This window comes from Microbacterium sp. MTN4-26 (assembly GCF_042846595.1).
Lineage (GTDB): Bacteria > Actinomycetota > Actinomycetes > Actinomycetales > Microbacteriaceae > Microbacterium > Microbacterium luteum.
In genome coordinates, this window is record NZ_BTGO01000001.1 from 247,163 (window position 1) to 264,653 (window position 17,491).

Consider the following 17,491-nt stretch of genomic DNA (forward strand, 5'->3'; position numbering starts at 1 on the left):
GTCAGTCGTCGGTGCGCGCGCCGAAGACGATCTCATCCCACGAGGGCATCGACGTGCGGCCTTTGCGCCGCCCCGCTCCTTCGGCGATGACGATCGTGCGATCGTCGATCTCGTCGTCGGATGCGACGGGCTCGTCCTCGGATGATTCATAGCCGGGCTCGAGGGCGTCGAAGAGTGCCACGGGAGCGTTCGGATCCGATCGGTCGTCTTCGGGTTCGGGCAGCGGCTCCCGCTGCCCCCGGCGTCGACGCAGCGCCTCGAGGAGATCGGCGGTCTCGGCCGAGGTTGTGACCTCCGGGTCGGTTGCGCGCTTGGTCGCGGCCTGACGCACGGCCTGCGCGGTGGCCGGGGTGCTCGACGCCGCCGGCGCGGAGGCTTCGGCTTCGGCGTCGGGCACCCGGCGCGGGCCGAACGCTCCGCTGTCGAAGCGTGACTCGTCCTTGCCGGCGTTGTCGAGCGCGCGGAGGCGCGGGATGAGCCCCTCGGGGAGCGAGCCCTGGCGGGAGAGCTGAACGGCATCGCCGTTCTGCGGCGACAGGGTGGACCGCCGCGGATCGAAGCCCCATCGCGCGTCGTGCTCGATCCCCGCGGAGGTGAACTCGAGCTTCACGACCCATCCGCTCTGCTCCTTCCAGCTCGTCCATCGCTCGCCGCCGGCACCCGCCTCGGCGAGCTTCGCCCGCACGGCGGTGCCGAAGCTCACGTGCGCATCGTGGTCGAGTTCGGAGCCCATCAGGACGGGGACGGCCAGAGCCTGTCCGACGATGTGCTCGCGCTCGGCGAGCACCGGACGCTCGAAGCGCTGCACATCTTCGACACGCAGCCCCAGCAGGTCTGCGACCTCCTTGGTCGACAGGCCGGCGCGGATGTGCGACTGGATCTCCCGCGGACTCGCCCGCTTCTCGGGGGCATCCGACTCGCGTCTGACGCGGCGGAGCTCGGCCCGCAGCACGTCGTCGAGGGCGAGCGCGAAGCGATCTCCGGCCTCGGTCGCGACGACGAGACGGTCGTCTTCGGTGCCGATCACTCTGAGCTGTTCCATGCCAATCGCCTCTCCGGTTCGGCGTACGTCGCCCATGCTGACACAGCGGTTCGCCGGCGCCGGGAATATCGCGGGCGCGCCGCGAGTTCGACCCCGAGCGCGCCGGCCGTGATCCGCATTTGCGAAATCCGGAGCGGTCGTGCAAACTAACGCCGCCCCGATGGGCACACAGCAATCTTCTGGGAAGTAGAGACCGTCACGAATGGCTACTGATTACGACGCTCCGCGCAAGTCCGAAGACGAGAGCGAGTCGATCGAAGCGCTCAAGGAGCGCGTGCCCGACAAGATGTCGGGATCGGTCGACGTCGAGGACTCCGACAACCCCTCGGGCTTCGAACTGCCGGGCGCCGACCTGTCCGATCTCGAGCTGGATGTGGTGGTCCTCCCGCCGCAGCAGGACGAGTTCACCTGCATGAGCTGCTTCCTCGTCAAGCACCGCTCGCAGGTCGATCACGAAGAGGCGATCGGCTTCATCTGCACGGAGTGCTCGTAGCCGAGGCCCGCCGCACCGCCGCGGCCAGGCGGTCGGGTGTCCGCGAGGAGAGGTACCACGCGGGAACCGGATCGTCGGGGTCATCGATCGGGATCACGACGACGCCGTCGATGCCTCCGCGCAGCAGATGCCACGCGCGCGGATGAAGACCGGGGCCACGGGCCTGGCGGGCATCCTCGCCGGTGAGTGCGACGGGGGCGCCGAGATGGCACGCGTCGATGTGCGCGCGGCCGGCGCGAAGGCGCCCGCCCGTCACCTCGATGCGGGGCGACAGGACGATCCAGACCGCGACGGATCCGAGTCCGACGACGGCGCCCGCCGCGAGCGCGAGCGTGGTGTCCACAGGGACGAACACGAGGGCTGCCATCGGCCCCGCGAGCGCGGCGGCGACCAGGCTCCACAGCGACGGGCTCAGACGCTCGCGATAGTTCACGGCGCCTTCCGCGCCGACGTCGACAGCTCTGTTCTGCATTACCCTCGTTGCGTGACCGAATCGGTGGATGTCCTCATTATGGCCCGTGAGGCCCCGCTCTACGCGCACCCCGGCGATGCCGGAGCCGATCTGGTGGCCGCCGAGGCGGTGCGCCTCGAGCCCGGTGAGCGCGCGCTGGTCGGCACCGGCGTCCGCATCGCACTTCCGGACGGTCACGTCGGATTCGTCGTTCCGCGCAGCGGCCTGGCGTCGAAGCACGGCATCACGGTGGTGAACGCGCCGGGCACGGTGGATGCCGGCTACCGGGGCGAGGTCAAGGTCGCGTTGCTGAACACCGACCCACGAGAGCCCTACACGATCCGGGAGGGCGACCGCATCGCGCAGCTGATCGTGATGCCGATCCCGCCGGTGCGGTTCGTGCCGGTGGACGAATTGCCCGACAGCACCCGGGGCGACGGCGGCTTCGGCTCGACGGGCTACCAGAAGGATGGAGCATCCTCATGACCGAATCCACTCCCGTCGACCGCGCGACCTCGGGACCCTTCGATGACAGCGAGGCCAATCCGGTCCGCCCGTACATCGACCTGGGCGGCATCAAGATCCTGCCGCGGGAGGGTCTGAACCTGCGCCTGGAGGTCGAGGAGCAGACCAAGCGCATCGTCGCCGTCGGGCTGGACTACGCCGAATCGACGCTCCAGGTGCAGCCCTTCGCCGCGCCGCGCTCGAGCGGCCTGTGGGACGAGACGCGGGAACAGATCCGTGAGCAGGTACGCACCCAGGGCGGTCGCGTCGAGGAGCGCGAAGGTCCGCTGGGTCACGAGCTGCTGGCCGAGGTGCCGGTTTCGGCGGCGGACGGGTCGACGGGCAAGCGACTCGCCCGATTCATCGGTGTCGGCGGTCCGCGCTGGTTCCTGCGCGGCGTCATCGGGGGAGCCGGCGCCGCCGACGCGGGTGCGGCGGCGAAGGTCGAGGACCTGTTCCGGTCGATCGTGGTGGTGCGAGGGGGCTCTCCGATGCCGCCGCGCGACCTCATCCCCCTCAAGATGCCGGCCACGCCGGGTTCTGCGTGACCGGCGAGAGCACCGCCGCGCCCGACGAGTCCGAGCCGCAGGAGAAGACGGCGACCGGGTCGGCCGACGCGAAGGGACCTTCGGCACCGGACGCCATCGGGGCGGCCCTCGGGCAGGCTGCGCGGCGCGCGGGCATCGATCCCGCTGAGGAGGCGTCGACCGGTCACGTCGTCTGGCGGGCGATGGGCGGTGTGCGGGGCATCCTCGAATCGGTGCTCCCGGGGCTGGTGTTCATCGTGGTCTTCACCATCACGATCGATCCGGACTCCGGCGACGGCCATCTCTGGCTCTCCCTCGGCCTGTCGGTCGGTGTGGCGGCTGTCTTCACGGCGGCGCGCCTGCTCGCCCGGCAGCCGGTCACGGCCGCGGTGGGGGGTCTCGTCGCGGCCGTGGTCGCGGCGGCGTTCGCTCTGCTCACCGGAGATGCGAGCAACAACTTCGTTCCGGGGTTCGTGACCAATGCGGTCTACGGCTCGGCGCTGCTGATCTCGGCGCTGGCCGGGTGGTCGCTGATCGGACTCGCCGCGGGGTTCCTCCTCGGCGAAGGCACCGCGTGGCGCAAGGATCGACGCAAGCGGCGCGTCTATTTCTGGCTGGCGATCGCGTGGGCGGCGCTGTTCGCCGCGCGCCTGGCCGTGCAGCTGCCGCTCTACTTCGCCGGCGAGGTGACGGCGCTCGGAACGCTGAAGCTCGTCATGGGACTGCCGCTGTTCGCACCGATGCTCGCTGTCACCTGGTTGGCCGTGCGAGCGCTCCACCGTCAGCCGGTCCGGTGATAGTATTTATCTCGACATCGAGATAAATACGTGCCCCTGAGTAAGGTCCGCCTTGCTGGTCACGCACGCGCGTGAGGGGCGAAGATGGGGAAGCCGGTCCCATACCCGGGGCCCGCCGGCGACGAAGGAGACGGACGTGTCCACAGTTGACAGCTTCGGTGCCAAGAGCACCCTGACGGTCGGCAGCACCGACTACGAGATCTTCCGCATCGACACCGTTCCCGGGTACGAGAAGCTGCCGTTCAGCCTGAAGGTGCTTCTGGAGAACCTCCTGCGCACCGAGGACGGCGCCAACGTCACGAAGGCGCAGATCGAAGCGCTGGGCGGATGGGACCCTCAGGCGGAACCCGACACGGAGATCCAGTTCACTCCGGCGCGCGTGGTCATGCAGGACTTCACCGGTGTGCCGTGCATCGTGGACCTGGCCACCATGCGCGAGGCCGTGACGGCTCTGGGAGGGGATCCGAAGAAGATCAACCCGCTCTCGCCCGCCGAGATGGTGATCGACCACTCCGTCATCGCGGACCTCTTCGGCTCCGAGAACGCGCTGGAGCGCAACGTCGAGATCGAGTATCAGCGCAACGGCGAGCGCTACCAGTTCCTGCGCTGGGGCCAGACCGCCTTCGACGACTTCAAGGTCGTGCCGCCGGGGACCGGCATCGTGCACCAGGTGAACATCGAGCACCTGGCGAAGGTCATCTACGACCGCAGCGTCGACGGCGTGCTGCGGGCCTACCCCGACACGTGTGTCGGCACCGACTCCCACACCACGATGGTGAACGGCCTCGGCGTGCTCGGTTGGGGCGTCGGTGGCATCGAAGCCGAAGCCGCGATGCTCGGCCAGCCCGTGTCGATGCTCATTCCGCGCGTCGTCGGCTTCAAGCTCACCGGAGAGATCCCCGCGGGCGTCACCGCCACCGACGTCGTGCTCACGATCACCGACATGCTGCGCAAGCACGGCGTCGTCGGGAAGTTCGTGGAGTTCTACGGCGACGGTGTCGGATCGGTTCCCCTGGCCAACCGTGCGACGATCGGCAACATGAGCCCGGAGTTCGGCTCGACGGCGGCGATGTTCCCCGTCGACGATGTGACCCTGGACTACCTGCGGCTGACGGGTCGCGACGAACAGGCCGTCTCGCTGGTCGAGCAGTACGCGAAGCAGCAGTCGCTGTGGCACGATCCCTCGCGCGAACCCGCCTTCAGCGAGTACATGGAGCTCGACCTGTCGACCGTCGTCCCGTCCATCGCCGGCCCGAAGCGTCCGCAGGACCGCATCCTGCTGGCCGAGGCGAAGGAGCAGTTCGAGAAGGATCTCACCAACTACGCCGACGTCGACCACGATCTGGTCGACCTCACGATCTCCGAGTCCTTCCCCGCATCGGACCCGCCCGGACTGAGCCCGGAGGATTCCGAGAGCGAGCACGAGCACCACCACCGCTCGCACGCGCCCAAGGTCGCCTCCAAGCCCTCACCGGTGACCACCGCCGACGGCGCGTCCTTCACGCTCGACCACGGCTCCGTCGCGCTGGCGGCGATCACCTCGTGCACCAACACCTCGAACCCGTCGGTCATGATCGCCGCTGGGCTCCTCGCGAAGAAGGCGCTCGACAAGGGCCTGAAGAGCAAGCCGTGGGTCAAGACCACCCTCGGGCCCGGTTCGAAAGTCGTCACGGACTACTACGAGAAGTCCGGGTTGGACAAGGCCCTCGAAGGCCTCGGGTTCTACACGGTCGGCTACGGATGCACGATCTGCATCGGCAACTCGGGTCCGCTCATCGAAGAGGTCTCCACGGCGATCAACGACAACGATCTCGCGGTGACCGCGGTGCTCTCGGGCAACCGTAACTTCGAGGGTCGCATCAGCCCCGACGTGAAGATGAACTATCTCGCGTCGCCGCCGCTCGTGGTCGCCTATGCGCTGGCCGGATCCATGAACTTCGACTTCGAGAGCGATCCGCTGGGCACGGACAGCGACGGCAACGACGTCTTCTTGTCGGACATCTGGCCGGCGACGGACGAAGTGCAGGAGATCATCGACTCCTCGATCTCCCGTGAGCAGTTCATCAAGCAGTACGCGACGGTGTTCGAAGGCGACGAGCGCTGGAAGAGCCTGCCGACCCCCAGCGGCCCGACGTTCGAGTGGGCCGAGGACTCGACGTACGTCCGCAAGGCGCCGTACTTCGACGACATGACGATGGAGCTGACGCCGGTGCAGGACATCACCGGCGCGCGGGTCATGGCGACCCTGGGCGACTCCGTCACCACAGACCACATCAGTCCGGCGGGCAACATCAAGCCCGGCACCCCCGCGGCCGAGTACCTCACCGAACACGGCGTGGAGCGCAAGGACTTCAACTCGTACGGCTCGCGCCGGGGGAACCACGAGGTGATGATCCGTGGCACGTTCGCGAACATCCGCCTCAAGAACTCCCTCGTCGCGGCGGTCAACGACGGCCAGGTCGTCGAAGGCGGCTACACGCGGGACTTCACCCAGCCGGGTGGGCCGCAGTCGTACATCTACGACGCCAGCATGAACTATCAGGCGCAGGGCACGCCGCTCGTGGTGTTCGGCGGCAAGGAGTACGGGTCCGGTTCGTCGCGCGACTGGGCGGCCAAGGGCACCCGGCTGCTGGGCGTCAAGGCGGTCATCACGGAGAGCTTCGAGCGCATCCACCGCTCGAACCTCATCGGAATGGGTGTCGTGCCGCTGCAGTTCCCGGCCGGTGAGAGCTGGGAGTCCCTCGGTCTCGACGGCACCGAGATCATCTCGATCACCGGTCTCGAGAAGCTGAACGAAGGGGTGACGCCCAAGACCGTGCGTGTCACCGCCGAGCCGAGTGAGTTCTCGGCCGACGGGGCGAAGACGATCGAGTTCGATGCGACCGTGCGGATCGACACTCCCGGTGAGGCCGACTACTACCGCAACGGCGGCATCCTGCAGTACGTGCTGCGCTCGCTCGTCTGACCTGCGCAGGAGGTGAGGCCCCGGCTCGATCGAGCCGGGGCCTCACCCGTCTGCGCCTGTCGGCGGATAGACTGACGGCCAGGCGTCTCGAACCGATGAGCCGGAGCCATGGACGACGACGAAGAGGGCACGATGGCGATTCTCCCCTCGATCAGAGGACCACGAGATCTCGACCGACTCAGCGTCGCGCAGCTGCGGCAGCTGGCCGAGGAGGTTCGCGCCTTCCTCGTGGAGAACGTGTCACGCACGGGTGGACACCTGGGACCGAACCTCGGGGTCGTGGAACTCACCATCGCGCTTCATCGCGTCTTCGACTCGCCCCGGGATCCGTTCGTGTTCGACACCGGCCATCAGTCCTACGTCCACAAGATGCTCACCGGCAGGCAGGACTTCGCCGGCTTGAGATCACGTGGCGGCCTCGCGGGCTACCCGCAGCGTGCGGAGAGCGAGCACGACGTCGTGGAGTCCTCGCACGCGTCGAGCTCGCTGAGCTGGGCCGACGGGATCTCCCGCGCGCTGACCCGCACCGGCCGGGACGACCGGCACGTCGTCGCCATCGTCGGCGACGGATCGCTGACCGGAGGAATGACCTGGGAGGCGCTCAACAACATCTCCGACGACAACGACCGACGCCTCGTGATCGTCGTCAATGACAACGGCCGCTCGTACGCGCCCACGATCGGCGGCATGGCGCGCTATCTGAACAAGGTGCGCACGGCGGACGCGTACCGGTCGCTGCGGCACGGCTCCGCCAGTCTGTTCGGACGGCTCGGGCCGGCCGCGCGAGCCATGTATCGGGGTGTTCGCGGCGGCACGCACGGATTCCTCTCGCGATTCGTCAACAACGACGCGCTGTACTCGAACCTCGACATCAAGTACCTCGGTCCCGTGGACGGCCACGACCTCGAGGCGCTCCTGGAAACCCTCGAACTCGCGAAGGCCTTCGGCGCGCCGGTCATCGTGCACGCGATCACCGAGAAGGGACGCGGGTTCCGGCCCGCGGTCGAAGACGAAGCCGATCAGTTCCACGCGGTCGGCAGGATCGATCCGATCACCGGCGAGACCATCGGCAGCGCCGGCGGAACGTGGACCGATGTCTTCTCCCGCGAGCTGCTCGACGTCGGTGGCGAGCGCGACGACGTCATCGCGATGACCGCGGCCATGCTGCGGCCGACCGGCCTGCTGCCGTTCTCGCAGCGGTTCCCCGATCGCGTGTACGACGTCGGCATCGCCGAGCAGCACGCCGTCGCCTCGGCCGCCGGCCTCGCCTACGGCGGGCTGCACCCTGTCGTGGCCATCTACGCGACCTTCATGAACCGGGCGTTCGATCAGATGCTGATGGATGTCGGACTCCACAGAGCGGGTGTGACGTTCGTGCTGGACCGGGCGGGGGTGACCGGCCCCGACGGGCCCAGCCATCACGGCATCTGGGATCTCGCGATGCTGCAGATCGTTCCGCACATCCGCATCGCCGTGCCACGGGACGCGGAGCGCCTCCGTGAGGAGTTCCGTGAAGCGCTGACCGTCGAGGACGCGCCGACCGTGGTCAGGTTCCCCAAGGGCGCGGTGGCGCCGGACCTGCCTGCACTCGAACGGCTGCCGGACGGCGTCGACGTGCTCGCCCGCATCGACGAGCAGGATGTGCTGCTGGTCGGGATCGGCCCGATGGCACACGTCGCCGTGGAGGTCGCCGAGCGCCTGCGGGCGCAGGGGATCGGCTCGACCGTGATCGACCCGCGGTGGGCGATCCCGGTGCAGCGTTCGGTGATCGACCTCGCGGCGACGCATCGGCTCGTGATCACGATCGAGGACGGCATCCGCGTCGGAGGCATCGGCACGCGCGTCCGTCAGGTGCTTCGCGAGTCCGGGGTCGATACGGCGGTGGACGAGCTCGGGGTCCCCGACGAGTTCATCGATCACGCTGGTCGTGAGGAGATCCTGCGGGATGCCGGGCTCACCGCCGCGAAGATCGCGCAGGACGTGGTCGCCCAGGTGCTCGGCACACGCCTGCCCATCGCCCGCGGCGCGGGCGAGCCCGTGACTGATGACATCGCCGATCTCGCGGGCCGGAGCGACGAGGACTGAGACGAAGAGCCCGCCGACCTGGCACGGTCGGCGGGCTCTTCGCGGTGATCTCAGCCGGCGATACCGACGATCTTCGGGTGGTGGAAGCTGTCTCCGAAGACGCGCTCGGACGCTCCTTCGCGGTCGAGGTACGGGGATGCGCCGCCATCGATGAAGGGCCAGCCTGCCCCGAGGATCAGACAGAGGTCGATGTCCTCGACCTCGGGGACGACGCCCTGCTCGAGCATGATGAAGATCTCCTGCGCCAGACCGTCCTGGACCCGGCGGAGGATCTCGTCCTCGGTCGACGGGGAGTCGCCGACGGCGCCCTTCAGGACCTTCTCCGCATCCTTGGACCACCCGGTGACCCGTCCGGCCTTGTCCTTCTCGACGACGCGATCGAGCGCGGCGAGCTCGTGGAAGTTCTCCGACGCGTAGAAGCGGTCGGGGAAAGCCGTGGCCATCGTGTCCTGCACGTGGGCCGCGACCTTCCATCCGACGAGGTCGATCAGCTGGAACGGTGTCATCGGGAGTCCGAGGGGACGGAAGGCGTTCTCGACCGTCAGCAGCGGTGTTCCCTCGTAGACGGCTCGTGCTGCTTCGCCCATGACCTTCGCCAGCAGGCGGTTCACCACGAAGCCGGGAGCGTCGGCGGTGAGGACCGCGTTCTTCCCGAGCCCCTTGGCGACGACGAACGCGGTCGCGAGTGCCTCGTCGGCGGTCTTCGGGGTCTTCACGATCTCGATCAGCGGCATGACCGCGACGGGGTTGAAGAAGTGGAAGCCCACCAGGCGTTCCGGATGCTCCAGCGTGGAACCGATCTCCTCCACGGAGAGCGACGACGTGTTCGTCGCGAGGATGGCGTCGTCCGCGATGATCTTCTCGATCTCGCCGAAGACCTGCTGCTTGACTCCGACCTCCTCGAACACCGCCTCGATCACGAAGTCGCAGTCCGCATACTCGGACGTGTCGACGGTTCCGCGCACCAGTGCACGCAGGCGATTCGCTGCGTCGGCGTCGAGGCGCCCTTTGGACTCGAGCTTGCCGATCTCCTCGTGGATGTACGCGATGCCCTTGTCGACACGCGCCTGATCGAGATCGGTGATGAGCACGGGGACCTGGAGCTTGCGCACGAAGAGGAGGGCGAATTGGCTCGCCATAAGGCCGGCGCCGATGACGCCGACCTTGCCGACCTTCTTCGCGAGCCCCTTGTCCGGTGCACCGACGGGACGCTTCGCGCGCTTCTGCACCAGGTCGAACGCGTACATCGACGCGGCGAACTGGTCGCCGCTGACGAGTTCTGCGAGGGCCTCGTCCTCGCGGGCGAAGCCCTCCTCGCGCGTGCCGCTCTTGGCGCGGTCGAGGAGGTCGAGGGCGACGTACGGGGACGCGGGGACGGTCCCGATCCTGGACTCCAGCATGTTCCGTGCCATCTTGACGGCGATCGGCCATTTGGTGAGGCGTTCGATCTTGCCGGGCTGGTTCCGGCGTTCCACCTTGATCGACCCGCCGAGCACGCCGTCAGCCCATCGCAGGGAGTCTTCGAGGTAGTTCGCGGCGGGGAAGATCGCATCCACGATGCCGAACTCGAACGCCTGCGCCGGCTTGAGCATCCGGTTCTGCTTGAGCGGGTTCGAGATGACCACCTCGAGCGCGTTCTCGATACCGATCAGGTTGGGGAGGAGATAGGCCCCACCCCAGCCCGGGATGATGCCGAGGAAGACCTCGGGGAGGGCGATCGCGGCGGCCGAGGCATCGACGGTGCGATATGTGGAGTTGAGCGCGATCTCCAGGCCGCCGCCCAACGCGAGCCCGTTCACGAACGTGAAGGAGGGAACGCCGAGATCGGCGAGCTTGCCGAGCACGTGGTGACCGAGCTGCGCCACCTTGCGGGCGTTCTCCCGCGATCCGACGAGAGTGATGTCGGACAGGTCGGCGCCGGCGGCCAGGATGTACTGCTTGCCGGTCACGGCGACCGCATCGATCTGACCGGAGGCCGCACGGTCCTTCAGTTCGTCGAGGCGCTCGTTCAGCTCGACGAGCGTTCGGGGACCGAGCGTGTTGGGACGGTTGTGGTCACGCCCGTTGTCGAGCGTGATGAGGGCAAGAGTCCGGCCCGAGGGCAGGCGAACGTCGCGCACGAGCGAGTGCGTGACGACCTCGTCGTCGGAGAGGGTCAGCAGGGGCGTGAAGTCGATCTGATCGTAGGTGCTCATGAGGCCGCTCACTTCCTGCGCTTCTTGCCGTCGTAGTGGGGGTTCTCCCAGACCACCGAACCGCCCTGGCCGAGCCCCACGCACATCGCCGTGAGGCCGTATCGCACGTCGGGGCGCTCGGCGAACTGCGCCGCGAGCTGGATCATGAGACGGACTCCGGATGCGGCGAGCGGATGCCCGAGCGCGATCGCTCCACCCCACTGGTTGACGCGCGGGTCGTCGTCGGCGATGCCGAAGTGGTCCAGGAGCGAGATCACCTGGACGGCGAACGCTTCGTTCAGCTCGAACAGACCGATGTCGTCGATCGTCAGGCCGGCCTTCCTGAGGGCCTTCTCGGTCGACGGGATGGGGCCGATGCCCATGATCTCGGGCTGCACGCCCGCGAAAGCGAACGAGACGAGTCGCATCTTCGGCGCGAGGCCGAGCTCCTTCACCGCGCCACCACCGGCGAGCAGCGACATGGTCGCACCGTCGGTGAGCGGGGAGGAGGTTCCCGCGGTCACGCGACCGTGAGGACGGAACGGGGTCTTGAGACCGGCGAGATCGGCCATCGTCGTCTGCGGACGACGACCTTCGTCCTCGGTGGCGAGCGCCCACGCACCTTCGGCGTCCTTGATCGCGACGGGAACGAGGTCGGCCTGCAGCTTGCCCGCATCGTAGGCGGCCTGCGCCTTGTGCTGGCTGAGCATGCCGAAACGATCTGAGCGCTCCTTGGTGAGATGCGGGAAGCGATCGAAGATCCGCTCCGCGGTCACGCCCATGTTGAGCGCGCCGGGGTCCACCATCTTCTCGGCGACGAAGCGGGGGTTGGGGTCGGCGTTGGACCCGATCGGGTGATGCCCCATGTGCTCGACCCCGCCCGCGAGAGCGAGGTCGTACATGCCGATCCCGATCGAGGCGGCCATCGTGGTCACACTGGTCATCGCACCGGCGCACATGCGGTCGATGGCGAATCCCGGAACGCTCTGGGGGAGTCCCGCGAGGATGGCGACACTTCGGCCCAGGGTCAGGCCCTGGTCGCCGGTCTGCGACGTCGCCGCGATGGCGACGTCGTCGATCCTCTCCTTCGGAACGTCGCCATTGCGCTCCATGAGTCCGATGGTCGCCTTCACGGCGAGATCATCCGATCGCGTGTTCCAGTACATGCCCTTCTCGCCGGCGCGCCCGAACGGGGTGCGCATTCCATCGACGAAGTAGACGTCCGAAAGCTCGGCCACTCTGCCTCCAAAGTTCAGGGATGTGCCCAGCCTAGGAGCGGCCGTGGAGGGCTCGGAATCGGTTGGGTCGAACCTACGAATCCGACTCGGACCCCTGCTCCGGGGCTTGGGCGGAAGATACAAAAGCATCCGCGATCACCTGTGCAGTCTGTCCAATCTGCCAGGCTCGCGCACCCCACGACCGCAGGGCGTCCGCGATCGACGCCGCGTCGAGGTCGGTCGGCGGTGACCAGGCGACACGACGCAACGTGTCCGGCGTCAGCAGGTTCTCGGTGGGCATGTTCAGGCGCTCCGCGAGTTCCTCCACCGCCGGACGCGCCGCCTTGAGCCGGAGGTCAGCCTCCGGATTCCGCTGAGCCCATGCACGGGGCGGCGGGAGCGCGTCGCCGCCACCCGCGCGCTCCCGAGGCGGATTCGCATCCGCGCGACCCTCTTCGATCGCGGCCCACCACCGGTCGAGCTCGGTGCGGCTGGCGCGCCCGGTGAAGTCCTTCACGTGCGCGAGATCGTGCTTCGAACGCGGGTCCGCGATGACGGCGGCGACGAGAGCGCGATCGGGTACCAGACGGCCCGGGGCCACATCCTCGGCAGCCGCCAGGTCTTCACGAGCGACCCACAGGGCGCGCGCCACGGCGAGCGAGGAGCGGCCTCGCACCGTGTGCAATCCGCTGAGCCGCCGCCACGGCTCTTCTCGGGGCGGCTTGGGCGGGCGATCGCGCACGTCGTCGAATTCTTCGAGGGCGAATCGCGTCTTGTCCTGGTCGGCGAGCTCGCGGGCGAGGGCGTCCCGCACGTCGACGAGGTGGATGACGTCGAGTGCGGCGTACTCGAGCCAGGACTGGGGGAGTGGACGCTGCGACCAGTCCGAGGCGGAGTGAGCCTTGGCGAGGGAGATCCCGACGGTGCTCTCGACGACCGCGCCCAGTCCGACGCGCTCGTGGCCGAGCAGCCGGGCGGCCAGTTCGGTGTCGAACAAGCGGTCGGGGACCAGGTCGAGTTCGCGTAGCGAGGGGAGGTCCTGGCTCGCGGCGTGGAAGACCCACTCCACGTCGCCGATCGCGCGCTGAAGGGCGCCGAAGTCGCCGATCGCGGGCGGGTCGAACAGGAAGACGCCGGCATCCCGACGGAAGACCTGAATGAGGTATGCGCGTTGCGAGTAGCGGAACCCCGATGCCCGCTCGACGTCCACGGCGGCCGGTCCGGTTCCGGAGGCGAGTGCCTCGCACGCCGCGAGGAACGCGTCGCGGTCGGCGATGACGGAGTATTCAGCCACGGGGATTCCTTCGGGAGCCGAGGACGGCGATGCCCTCGGAGCCGGGCGGCAGCCCGGCCAGCATGCAGGTCAGCTCTGCCCACGCATCGACGTGCGCGGTCAGGTCACCGTCGGGCGACCAGGACGCGCGCAACTCGATCTGCGCGCCGTCGCCCTCCGCGGCGAGAGTTCCGAAGCCGCGGGAGAGGGTCTTCGTCGCCGTGCCCGACGCGGAGTGGTGGGCGGCGCCTCGAACCGAGAGGGCCTCCATCAGCCACGACCACGCGACCTCCGCGAGCATCGGATCGGTGCCGATGTCGGTCTCCAGAGGCGCCTGGGCGAAGCACACGATGCGCCACGGGCCGTTCCACGCTGCGGGCTCCTCGGGGTCGTTGAGGAGGATGAACCGCCCCGTCCCGTAGGCCGACACGCCGTCGTCCGTCTCCGGGCGCACGTCCCCTGCGAGGGCGAGTGCGAACGGTGCGAGACCGCCGGGGGCGGGGATCTCGTGGACGGTGAGGTCGTCGCGGAAGCCCATCGCCCGCACCTGTTCGGCGACGGAGGCGAAGGCCATCGGCGCGGGAGGAGGGGTGACAGCCACGGAGACAGACTAGAGTGAGGCCTCGATGCACGCCTCCAGGCGCGCCGCGCAGAACGGCGCCACCCCCGCCCTCGTCACCGCATTCCGGTTCGCGATCGCCGCTCTCGGTGGTGCGCTGGCGCTGGTGCTGACATCGATGTCCCTCCTCTCGTTGCGGGTCGCCAGGCAGGTGATCACACCCGCCAATCGCCGGCCGGACACGCGCCTGCTCGATCTCGACACGCAAGCGCAGACGGTCACGCTCCAGCGCACGGCGGACACGGTGCTCCCCGGCCGTTACGGCCTGTTCACCACGGGGACCGAGAGCTACGTGAAGGTCGGCACCGTCCTGTCCGCGGACGACGAGACCGTCACGCGCAAGCTGCTCACCCACGTCGGATCGGGTGCCCATCTGGCACCCGACGCGGCCTTCAGCGGCTGGTACTTCAGTCATCCGGACGAGCTGCACCTGGACTGGACGCCGGAACTGGTCGGCTCGGCGGTCGGGCCCTGCCCGGCGTGGCGGTTTCCCGCCGGTGACGGGACCACGTGGGTCGTGCAGGTGCACGGCCGTGGCACAACGCGCTCCGAAGCGCTTCGCGCGGTGCCGGTCTTCCATGCCCTGGGGATCACCTCGCTCGTCGTCTCCTATCGCAACGACGGCGAAGCACCGCGCAGCAGAACGGGGACCTACGCCCTCGGTGCGACCGAGTGGCGCGACGTCGACGCGGCCATCGGATTCGCACGACGCCGCGGCGCGCGGCGTGTGATCGTCATGGGATGGTCGATGGGCGGTGCGATCGCACTTCAGCTGGCACTCAACTCGGCTCACCGCGACGCGATCGCCGGCCTCGTCCTCGACTCGCCGGTCATCGACTGGCGGGTCGTCCTGGACTACCAGGCGGGACTCATGAACCTGCCGCAGCCGGTGACCCGACTCGCGATCGACGCCCTGGGATCGGAGTGGGGTACGGCGTTCACGCGGACGGGTTCACCGATCCCGTTCGATCGCCTCGATGTCGTTGCGCGAGCGGATGAGCTCCGCCACCCCGTTCTCATCCTGCACAGCGACGATGACGGGTTCGTGCCCTCGGATGCCTCCCACGACCTGCTCGCGGCCCGGCCCGACCTTGTCGAGCTGGAGGCGTTCGAGGTCGCGCGTCACACCAAGCTGTGGAACTACGATCAGGACCGGTGGTCGCACGCGATCAGCGACTGGATGCGCCGACACGATCTCTCGGGTGCAACCGCAAATAGCTGAATCCGCAGTCGTCGACGAGCATCCCCGCCACCGTCGCGTCCCGCGGTCGCGACGGTGAGACGAAGGCCGCGCCCGAGGGTTCGAGCGCGGGCGCGATCGTGAGGCAGATCTCGTCCAGACATCCCGCCTCGAGGAACCGTGTCGCAATCGTCGGCCCTCCCTCGCAGACGACGCGGGGAAGGCCGCGCTCCCGGAGCTCCGCGACGATCGCACGCGGATCGAGCTGCTCGTCGGCATCGATCGTGACGTGCTCCACCGGCGCGCCGGCAAGCCGTGCGTGCACGCGCTCCCGGTGCGCGCGGGAAGACAGCACCAGGGCGGGCGGCCGCCCCGGCCTGGTGAGCCGGACCCCGTCGAGATCTCCGGTGGCGGTCACCACGGCGAGGCGTGCGTGGGCGGGGAGCAGGTATCGCTCGGTGCGGGCCGTGGTCGCGCCCACGACGACCACATCGGCGTTGGCACGCACGGCGCGGAGGATCATCCGGTCGGTAGGGGAGGTGATGGTCTCGCTCGTCCCGTCGGAACCGGCGATCGAGCCCGTCACCGAGGTGACCATGTTCAGCCGGGTGAACCCGGTGTCGTCGGCGGAGTACCGACGGCTGAGCCAGCGATCGGCATCGAGGGAGTCCGTGGTCACGGAGTCGAGGGTTCGCGGGACGACCTCGGTGACGGTGACCGTGCGCTCAGCGCTCACGCGCAGCCATTCTCTCGCGCACCTGGCGCTTCGCGCGACCGAGCATGCCGGTCATCCCTGCGATCCGAAGCGGCGACACGGCGCGCGTCAGACCGATCGACTGCGGGAAGTCATCCGGGACGGCGAGAGCCTCGTGAGCGGTGAGACCCGTGAGGCCCTGAGCGAGGATGCTCGCGAACCCCCTTGTCGTCGGAGCCTCGGCGGGCGCGGTGGCGTGCATGGCGACGCGGTCATCGTCGTCGACCTCGACCACGATGAAGACGGGCGATTGACACTCGGCCACGCGTTCCTGCCGATCCGGATGGTCGGCGAGGCGGGCGGGCATCTCGGGCAGCTCATGGGAGAACTCCAGGAGCAGCTGCAGGCGGTCCGGCTCCTGAAGATCGAGGAAGTCCTGTCGGATCGCCGCCAGTGCTGCCGGGAGGGGATGTTCGATCATCACCGCGACGGAACCTCTCCTCGGGCCGAGCCGGTCACGATCGGCAGGCCCACCGCGCTTCCCCATTCGGTCCACGACCCGTCGTAGTTGCGCACATCGGGGAAGCCGAGCAGGTGCGTCAGAACGAACCACGTGTGGCTGGAGCGCTCACCGATGCGGCAGTACGCGATGATCGGGTCTGCGTCGCGCAGACCGACTTCCCCACGGTAGATCGCCTCCAGCTCCGAGCGCGGGCGGAACGTCCCGTCCGCCGCTGCGGCACGGGCCCAGGGAACGCTGTGGGCCGTCGGTATGTGCCCCGCACGCAGGGCGCCCTCCTCCGGATAGGCCGGGGCCGAGGTCCGGGTGCCGTCGTATTCTTCGCCGGAGCGCACGTCGATGAGCGGTCGTCCGAGGTGCGCGAGCACGTCGTCGCGGTAGGCGCGCAGTGTCGCGTCATCGCGCTCGACCACGGGGTAGTCCGTGACCGGGCGTTCGACGCGCTCCGTCGTGAGGCCCCGGCCCTCCGCGATCCAGAGGTCTCGTCCGCCGTCGAGCAGGCGCACGTCGTCGTGGCCGAAGAGGGAGAACACCCAGAGGGCGTATGCGGCCCACCAATTGCTCTTGTCGCCGTAGATGACGATGGTGTCGTCGCGCGAGATCCCCTTCCGACGCATCAGGTCGGCGAATCCACGTCCGTCGACGTAGTCCCGCACGACCGGGTCGTTGAGTTCGGTGTGCCAGTCGACCTTCACCGCGCCCGGGATGTGCCCGGTCTCGTACAGGAGCACATCCTCATCGGATTCGACCACGACCAGACCCGGTGCTCCGAGATGCTCGGCCAGCCATTGCGTGCTGACCAGACGCTCCGGGGCGGCGTAGTCGGCGAAGGTGTCGGCAGGGTCGTATGCGACGGGCACGGAACTCTCCTCGATGCAAGGCGGTTGGGATGACGGCGTAGTGTGGATCCGCGTCCTTCGAGCCTATTTCCCTTTCTGCCCCGGGGGATC

The 17,491-nt window shown here is 68.6% G+C and carries 16 protein-coding genes; 7 read left to right on the forward strand and 9 right to left on the reverse strand.

Annotated features, from left to right (window positions below; translation table 11 throughout):
- Position 1: 1 nt before the first annotated feature.
- Positions 2-1,042 (reverse strand): septation protein SepH, encoded by a 1,041-nt coding sequence (sepH, locus tag ACGG9C_RS01245; RefSeq protein ID WP_071043448.1) that lies wholly within the window; start codon positions 1,040-1,042, stop codon positions 2-4.
- 202 nt (positions 1,043-1,244) lie between these two features.
- Between sepH and ACGG9C_RS01250 the strand changes: the two genes are divergently transcribed.
- Positions 1,245-1,535 carry a DUF4193 domain-containing protein gene (locus ACGG9C_RS01250; RefSeq protein WP_071043449.1) on the forward strand — a complete coding sequence of 97 codons (291 nt, stop codon included), beginning with the start codon at positions 1,245-1,247 and terminating at the stop codon, positions 1,533-1,535.
- On the opposite strand, the gene ACGG9C_RS01255 is transcribed toward ACGG9C_RS01250, so the two are convergent.
- On the reverse strand, positions 1,513-2,007 hold the full coding sequence (locus ACGG9C_RS01255; protein ID WP_071043450.1) for a DUF3093 family protein: 495 nt from the start codon (positions 2,005-2,007) through the stop codon (positions 1,513-1,515). The genes ACGG9C_RS01250 and ACGG9C_RS01255 overlap by 23 nt on opposite strands.
- Before the next feature lie 12 nt (positions 2,008-2,019).
- On the opposite strand from ACGG9C_RS01255, the gene dut reads away from it, so the two are divergent.
- The 5 genes from dut (at position 2,020) to dxs (ending at position 8,864) form a co-directional block, all read left to right on the forward strand.
- Positions 2,020-2,472: a dUTP diphosphatase gene (dut, locus tag ACGG9C_RS01260; RefSeq protein ID WP_071043451.1), complete on the forward strand. Its 453-nt coding sequence runs from the start codon at positions 2,020-2,022 to the stop codon at positions 2,470-2,472.
- The gene (locus tag ACGG9C_RS01265; protein ID WP_390178119.1) at positions 2,469-3,038 is read left to right on the forward strand and encodes a DUF3710 domain-containing protein; all 570 of its coding nucleotides are present in this window, start codon (positions 2,469-2,471) and stop codon (positions 3,036-3,038) included. Before dut ends, ACGG9C_RS01265 begins: the two co-directional genes overlap by 4 nt.
- A gap of 95 nt (positions 3,039-3,133) precedes the next feature.
- Positions 3,134-3,814 (forward strand): DUF3159 domain-containing protein, encoded by a 681-nt coding sequence (locus ACGG9C_RS01270; RefSeq protein ID WP_228481082.1) that lies wholly within the window; start codon positions 3,134-3,136, stop codon positions 3,812-3,814.
- 136 nt (positions 3,815-3,950) lie between these two features.
- Positions 3,951-6,779, forward strand: a complete 2,829-nt coding sequence (gene acnA, locus ACGG9C_RS01275) for an aconitate hydratase AcnA (protein ID WP_071043454.1) — start codon at positions 3,951-3,953, stop codon at positions 6,777-6,779.
- A gap of 132 nt (positions 6,780-6,911) precedes the next feature.
- A complete protein-coding gene (dxs, locus tag ACGG9C_RS01280) occupies positions 6,912-8,864 on the forward strand; it encodes a 1-deoxy-D-xylulose-5-phosphate synthase (protein WP_071043730.1) in 1,953 nt (650 codons plus the stop codon).
- A gap of 50 nt (positions 8,865-8,914) precedes the next feature.
- On the opposite strand, the gene ACGG9C_RS01285 is transcribed toward dxs, so the two are convergent.
- The 4 genes from ACGG9C_RS01285 to ACGG9C_RS01300 all read right to left on the reverse strand — a co-directional run bounded on the left by ACGG9C_RS01285 (position 8,915) and on the right by ACGG9C_RS01300 (position 14,102).
- Positions 8,915-11,059 carry a 3-hydroxyacyl-CoA dehydrogenase NAD-binding domain-containing protein gene (locus ACGG9C_RS01285; protein ID WP_286716923.1) on the reverse strand — a complete coding sequence of 715 codons (2,145 nt, stop codon included), beginning with the start codon at positions 11,057-11,059 and terminating at the stop codon, positions 8,915-8,917.
- A gap of 8 nt (positions 11,060-11,067) precedes the next feature.
- Positions 11,068-12,276, reverse strand: a complete 1,209-nt coding sequence (locus tag ACGG9C_RS01290) for a thiolase family protein (protein ID WP_071043456.1) — start codon at positions 12,274-12,276, stop codon at positions 11,068-11,070.
- A gap of 73 nt (positions 12,277-12,349) precedes the next feature.
- Positions 12,350-13,549: an HRDC domain-containing protein gene (locus ACGG9C_RS01295; RefSeq protein ID WP_194383125.1), complete on the reverse strand. Its 1,200-nt coding sequence runs from the start codon at positions 13,547-13,549 to the stop codon at positions 12,350-12,352.
- Positions 13,542-14,102: a DUF3000 domain-containing protein gene (locus ACGG9C_RS01300; protein ID WP_071043458.1), complete on the reverse strand. Its 561-nt coding sequence runs from the start codon at positions 14,100-14,102 to the stop codon at positions 13,542-13,544. The genes ACGG9C_RS01295 and ACGG9C_RS01300 overlap by 8 nt, the downstream gene beginning before the upstream one ends.
- Positions 14,103-14,154: 52 nt before the next feature.
- Between ACGG9C_RS01300 and ACGG9C_RS01305 the strand changes: the two genes are divergently transcribed.
- Positions 14,155-15,369: a S9 family peptidase gene (locus ACGG9C_RS01305; RefSeq protein ID WP_194383126.1), complete on the forward strand. Its 1,215-nt coding sequence runs from the start codon at positions 14,155-14,157 to the stop codon at positions 15,367-15,369.
- Here the strand turns inward: ACGG9C_RS01305 and ACGG9C_RS01310 are convergent.
- The 3 genes from ACGG9C_RS01310 to ACGG9C_RS01320 are packed head-to-tail and all read right to left on the reverse strand — an operon-like array spanning position 15,317 to position 17,401.
- Positions 15,317-16,063: a dihydrofolate reductase family protein gene (locus ACGG9C_RS01310; protein WP_083336380.1), complete on the reverse strand. Its 747-nt coding sequence runs from the start codon at positions 16,061-16,063 to the stop codon at positions 15,317-15,319. The two genes, ACGG9C_RS01305 and ACGG9C_RS01310, sit on opposite strands and share 53 nt — an antisense overlap.
- Positions 16,053-16,502, reverse strand: coding sequence for a SufE family protein (locus ACGG9C_RS01315; protein WP_071043460.1), 450 nt, complete (start codon positions 16,500-16,502; stop codon positions 16,053-16,055). Before ACGG9C_RS01315 ends, ACGG9C_RS01310 begins: the two co-directional genes overlap by 11 nt.
- Positions 16,502-17,401: a sulfurtransferase gene (locus ACGG9C_RS01320; RefSeq protein ID WP_071043461.1), complete on the reverse strand. Its 900-nt coding sequence runs from the start codon at positions 17,399-17,401 to the stop codon at positions 16,502-16,504. The genes ACGG9C_RS01315 and ACGG9C_RS01320 overlap by 1 nt, the downstream gene beginning before the upstream one ends.
- Positions 17,402-17,491 lie beyond the last annotated feature (90 nt).

Bases quoted from the DNA above. Each gene is read 5' to 3' on its own strand.
- dxs (WP_071043730.1), top strand. From the start codon at position 6,912: ATGGCGATTCTCCCCTCGATCAGAGGACCACGAGATCTCGACCGACTC.
- ACGG9C_RS01250 (WP_071043449.1), top strand. From the start codon at position 1,245: ATGGCTACTGATTACGACGCTCCGCGCAAGTCCGAAGACGAGAGCGAG.
- ACGG9C_RS01315 (WP_071043460.1), bottom strand. From the start codon at position 16,502: ATGATCGAACATCCCCTCCCGGCAGCACTGGCGGCGATCCGACAGGAC.
- ACGG9C_RS01305 (WP_194383126.1), top strand. From the start codon at position 14,155: ATGCACGCCTCCAGGCGCGCCGCGCAGAACGGCGCCACCCCCGCCCTC.
- ACGG9C_RS01285 (WP_286716923.1), bottom strand. From the start codon at position 11,059: ATGAGCACCTACGATCAGATCGACTTCACGCCCCTGCTGACCCTCTCC.
- ACGG9C_RS01265 (WP_390178119.1), top strand. From the start codon at position 2,469: ATGACCGAATCCACTCCCGTCGACCGCGCGACCTCGGGACCCTTCGAT.
- ACGG9C_RS01300 (WP_071043458.1), bottom strand. From the start codon at position 14,102: ATGGCCTTCGCCTCCGTCGCCGAACAGGTGCGGGCGATGGGCTTCCGC.
- sepH (WP_071043448.1), bottom strand. From the start codon at position 1,042: ATGGAACAGCTCAGAGTGATCGGCACCGAAGACGACCGTCTCGTCGTC.
- ACGG9C_RS01255 (WP_071043450.1), bottom strand. From the start codon at position 2,007: ATGCAGAACAGAGCTGTCGACGTCGGCGCGGAAGGCGCCGTGAACTAT.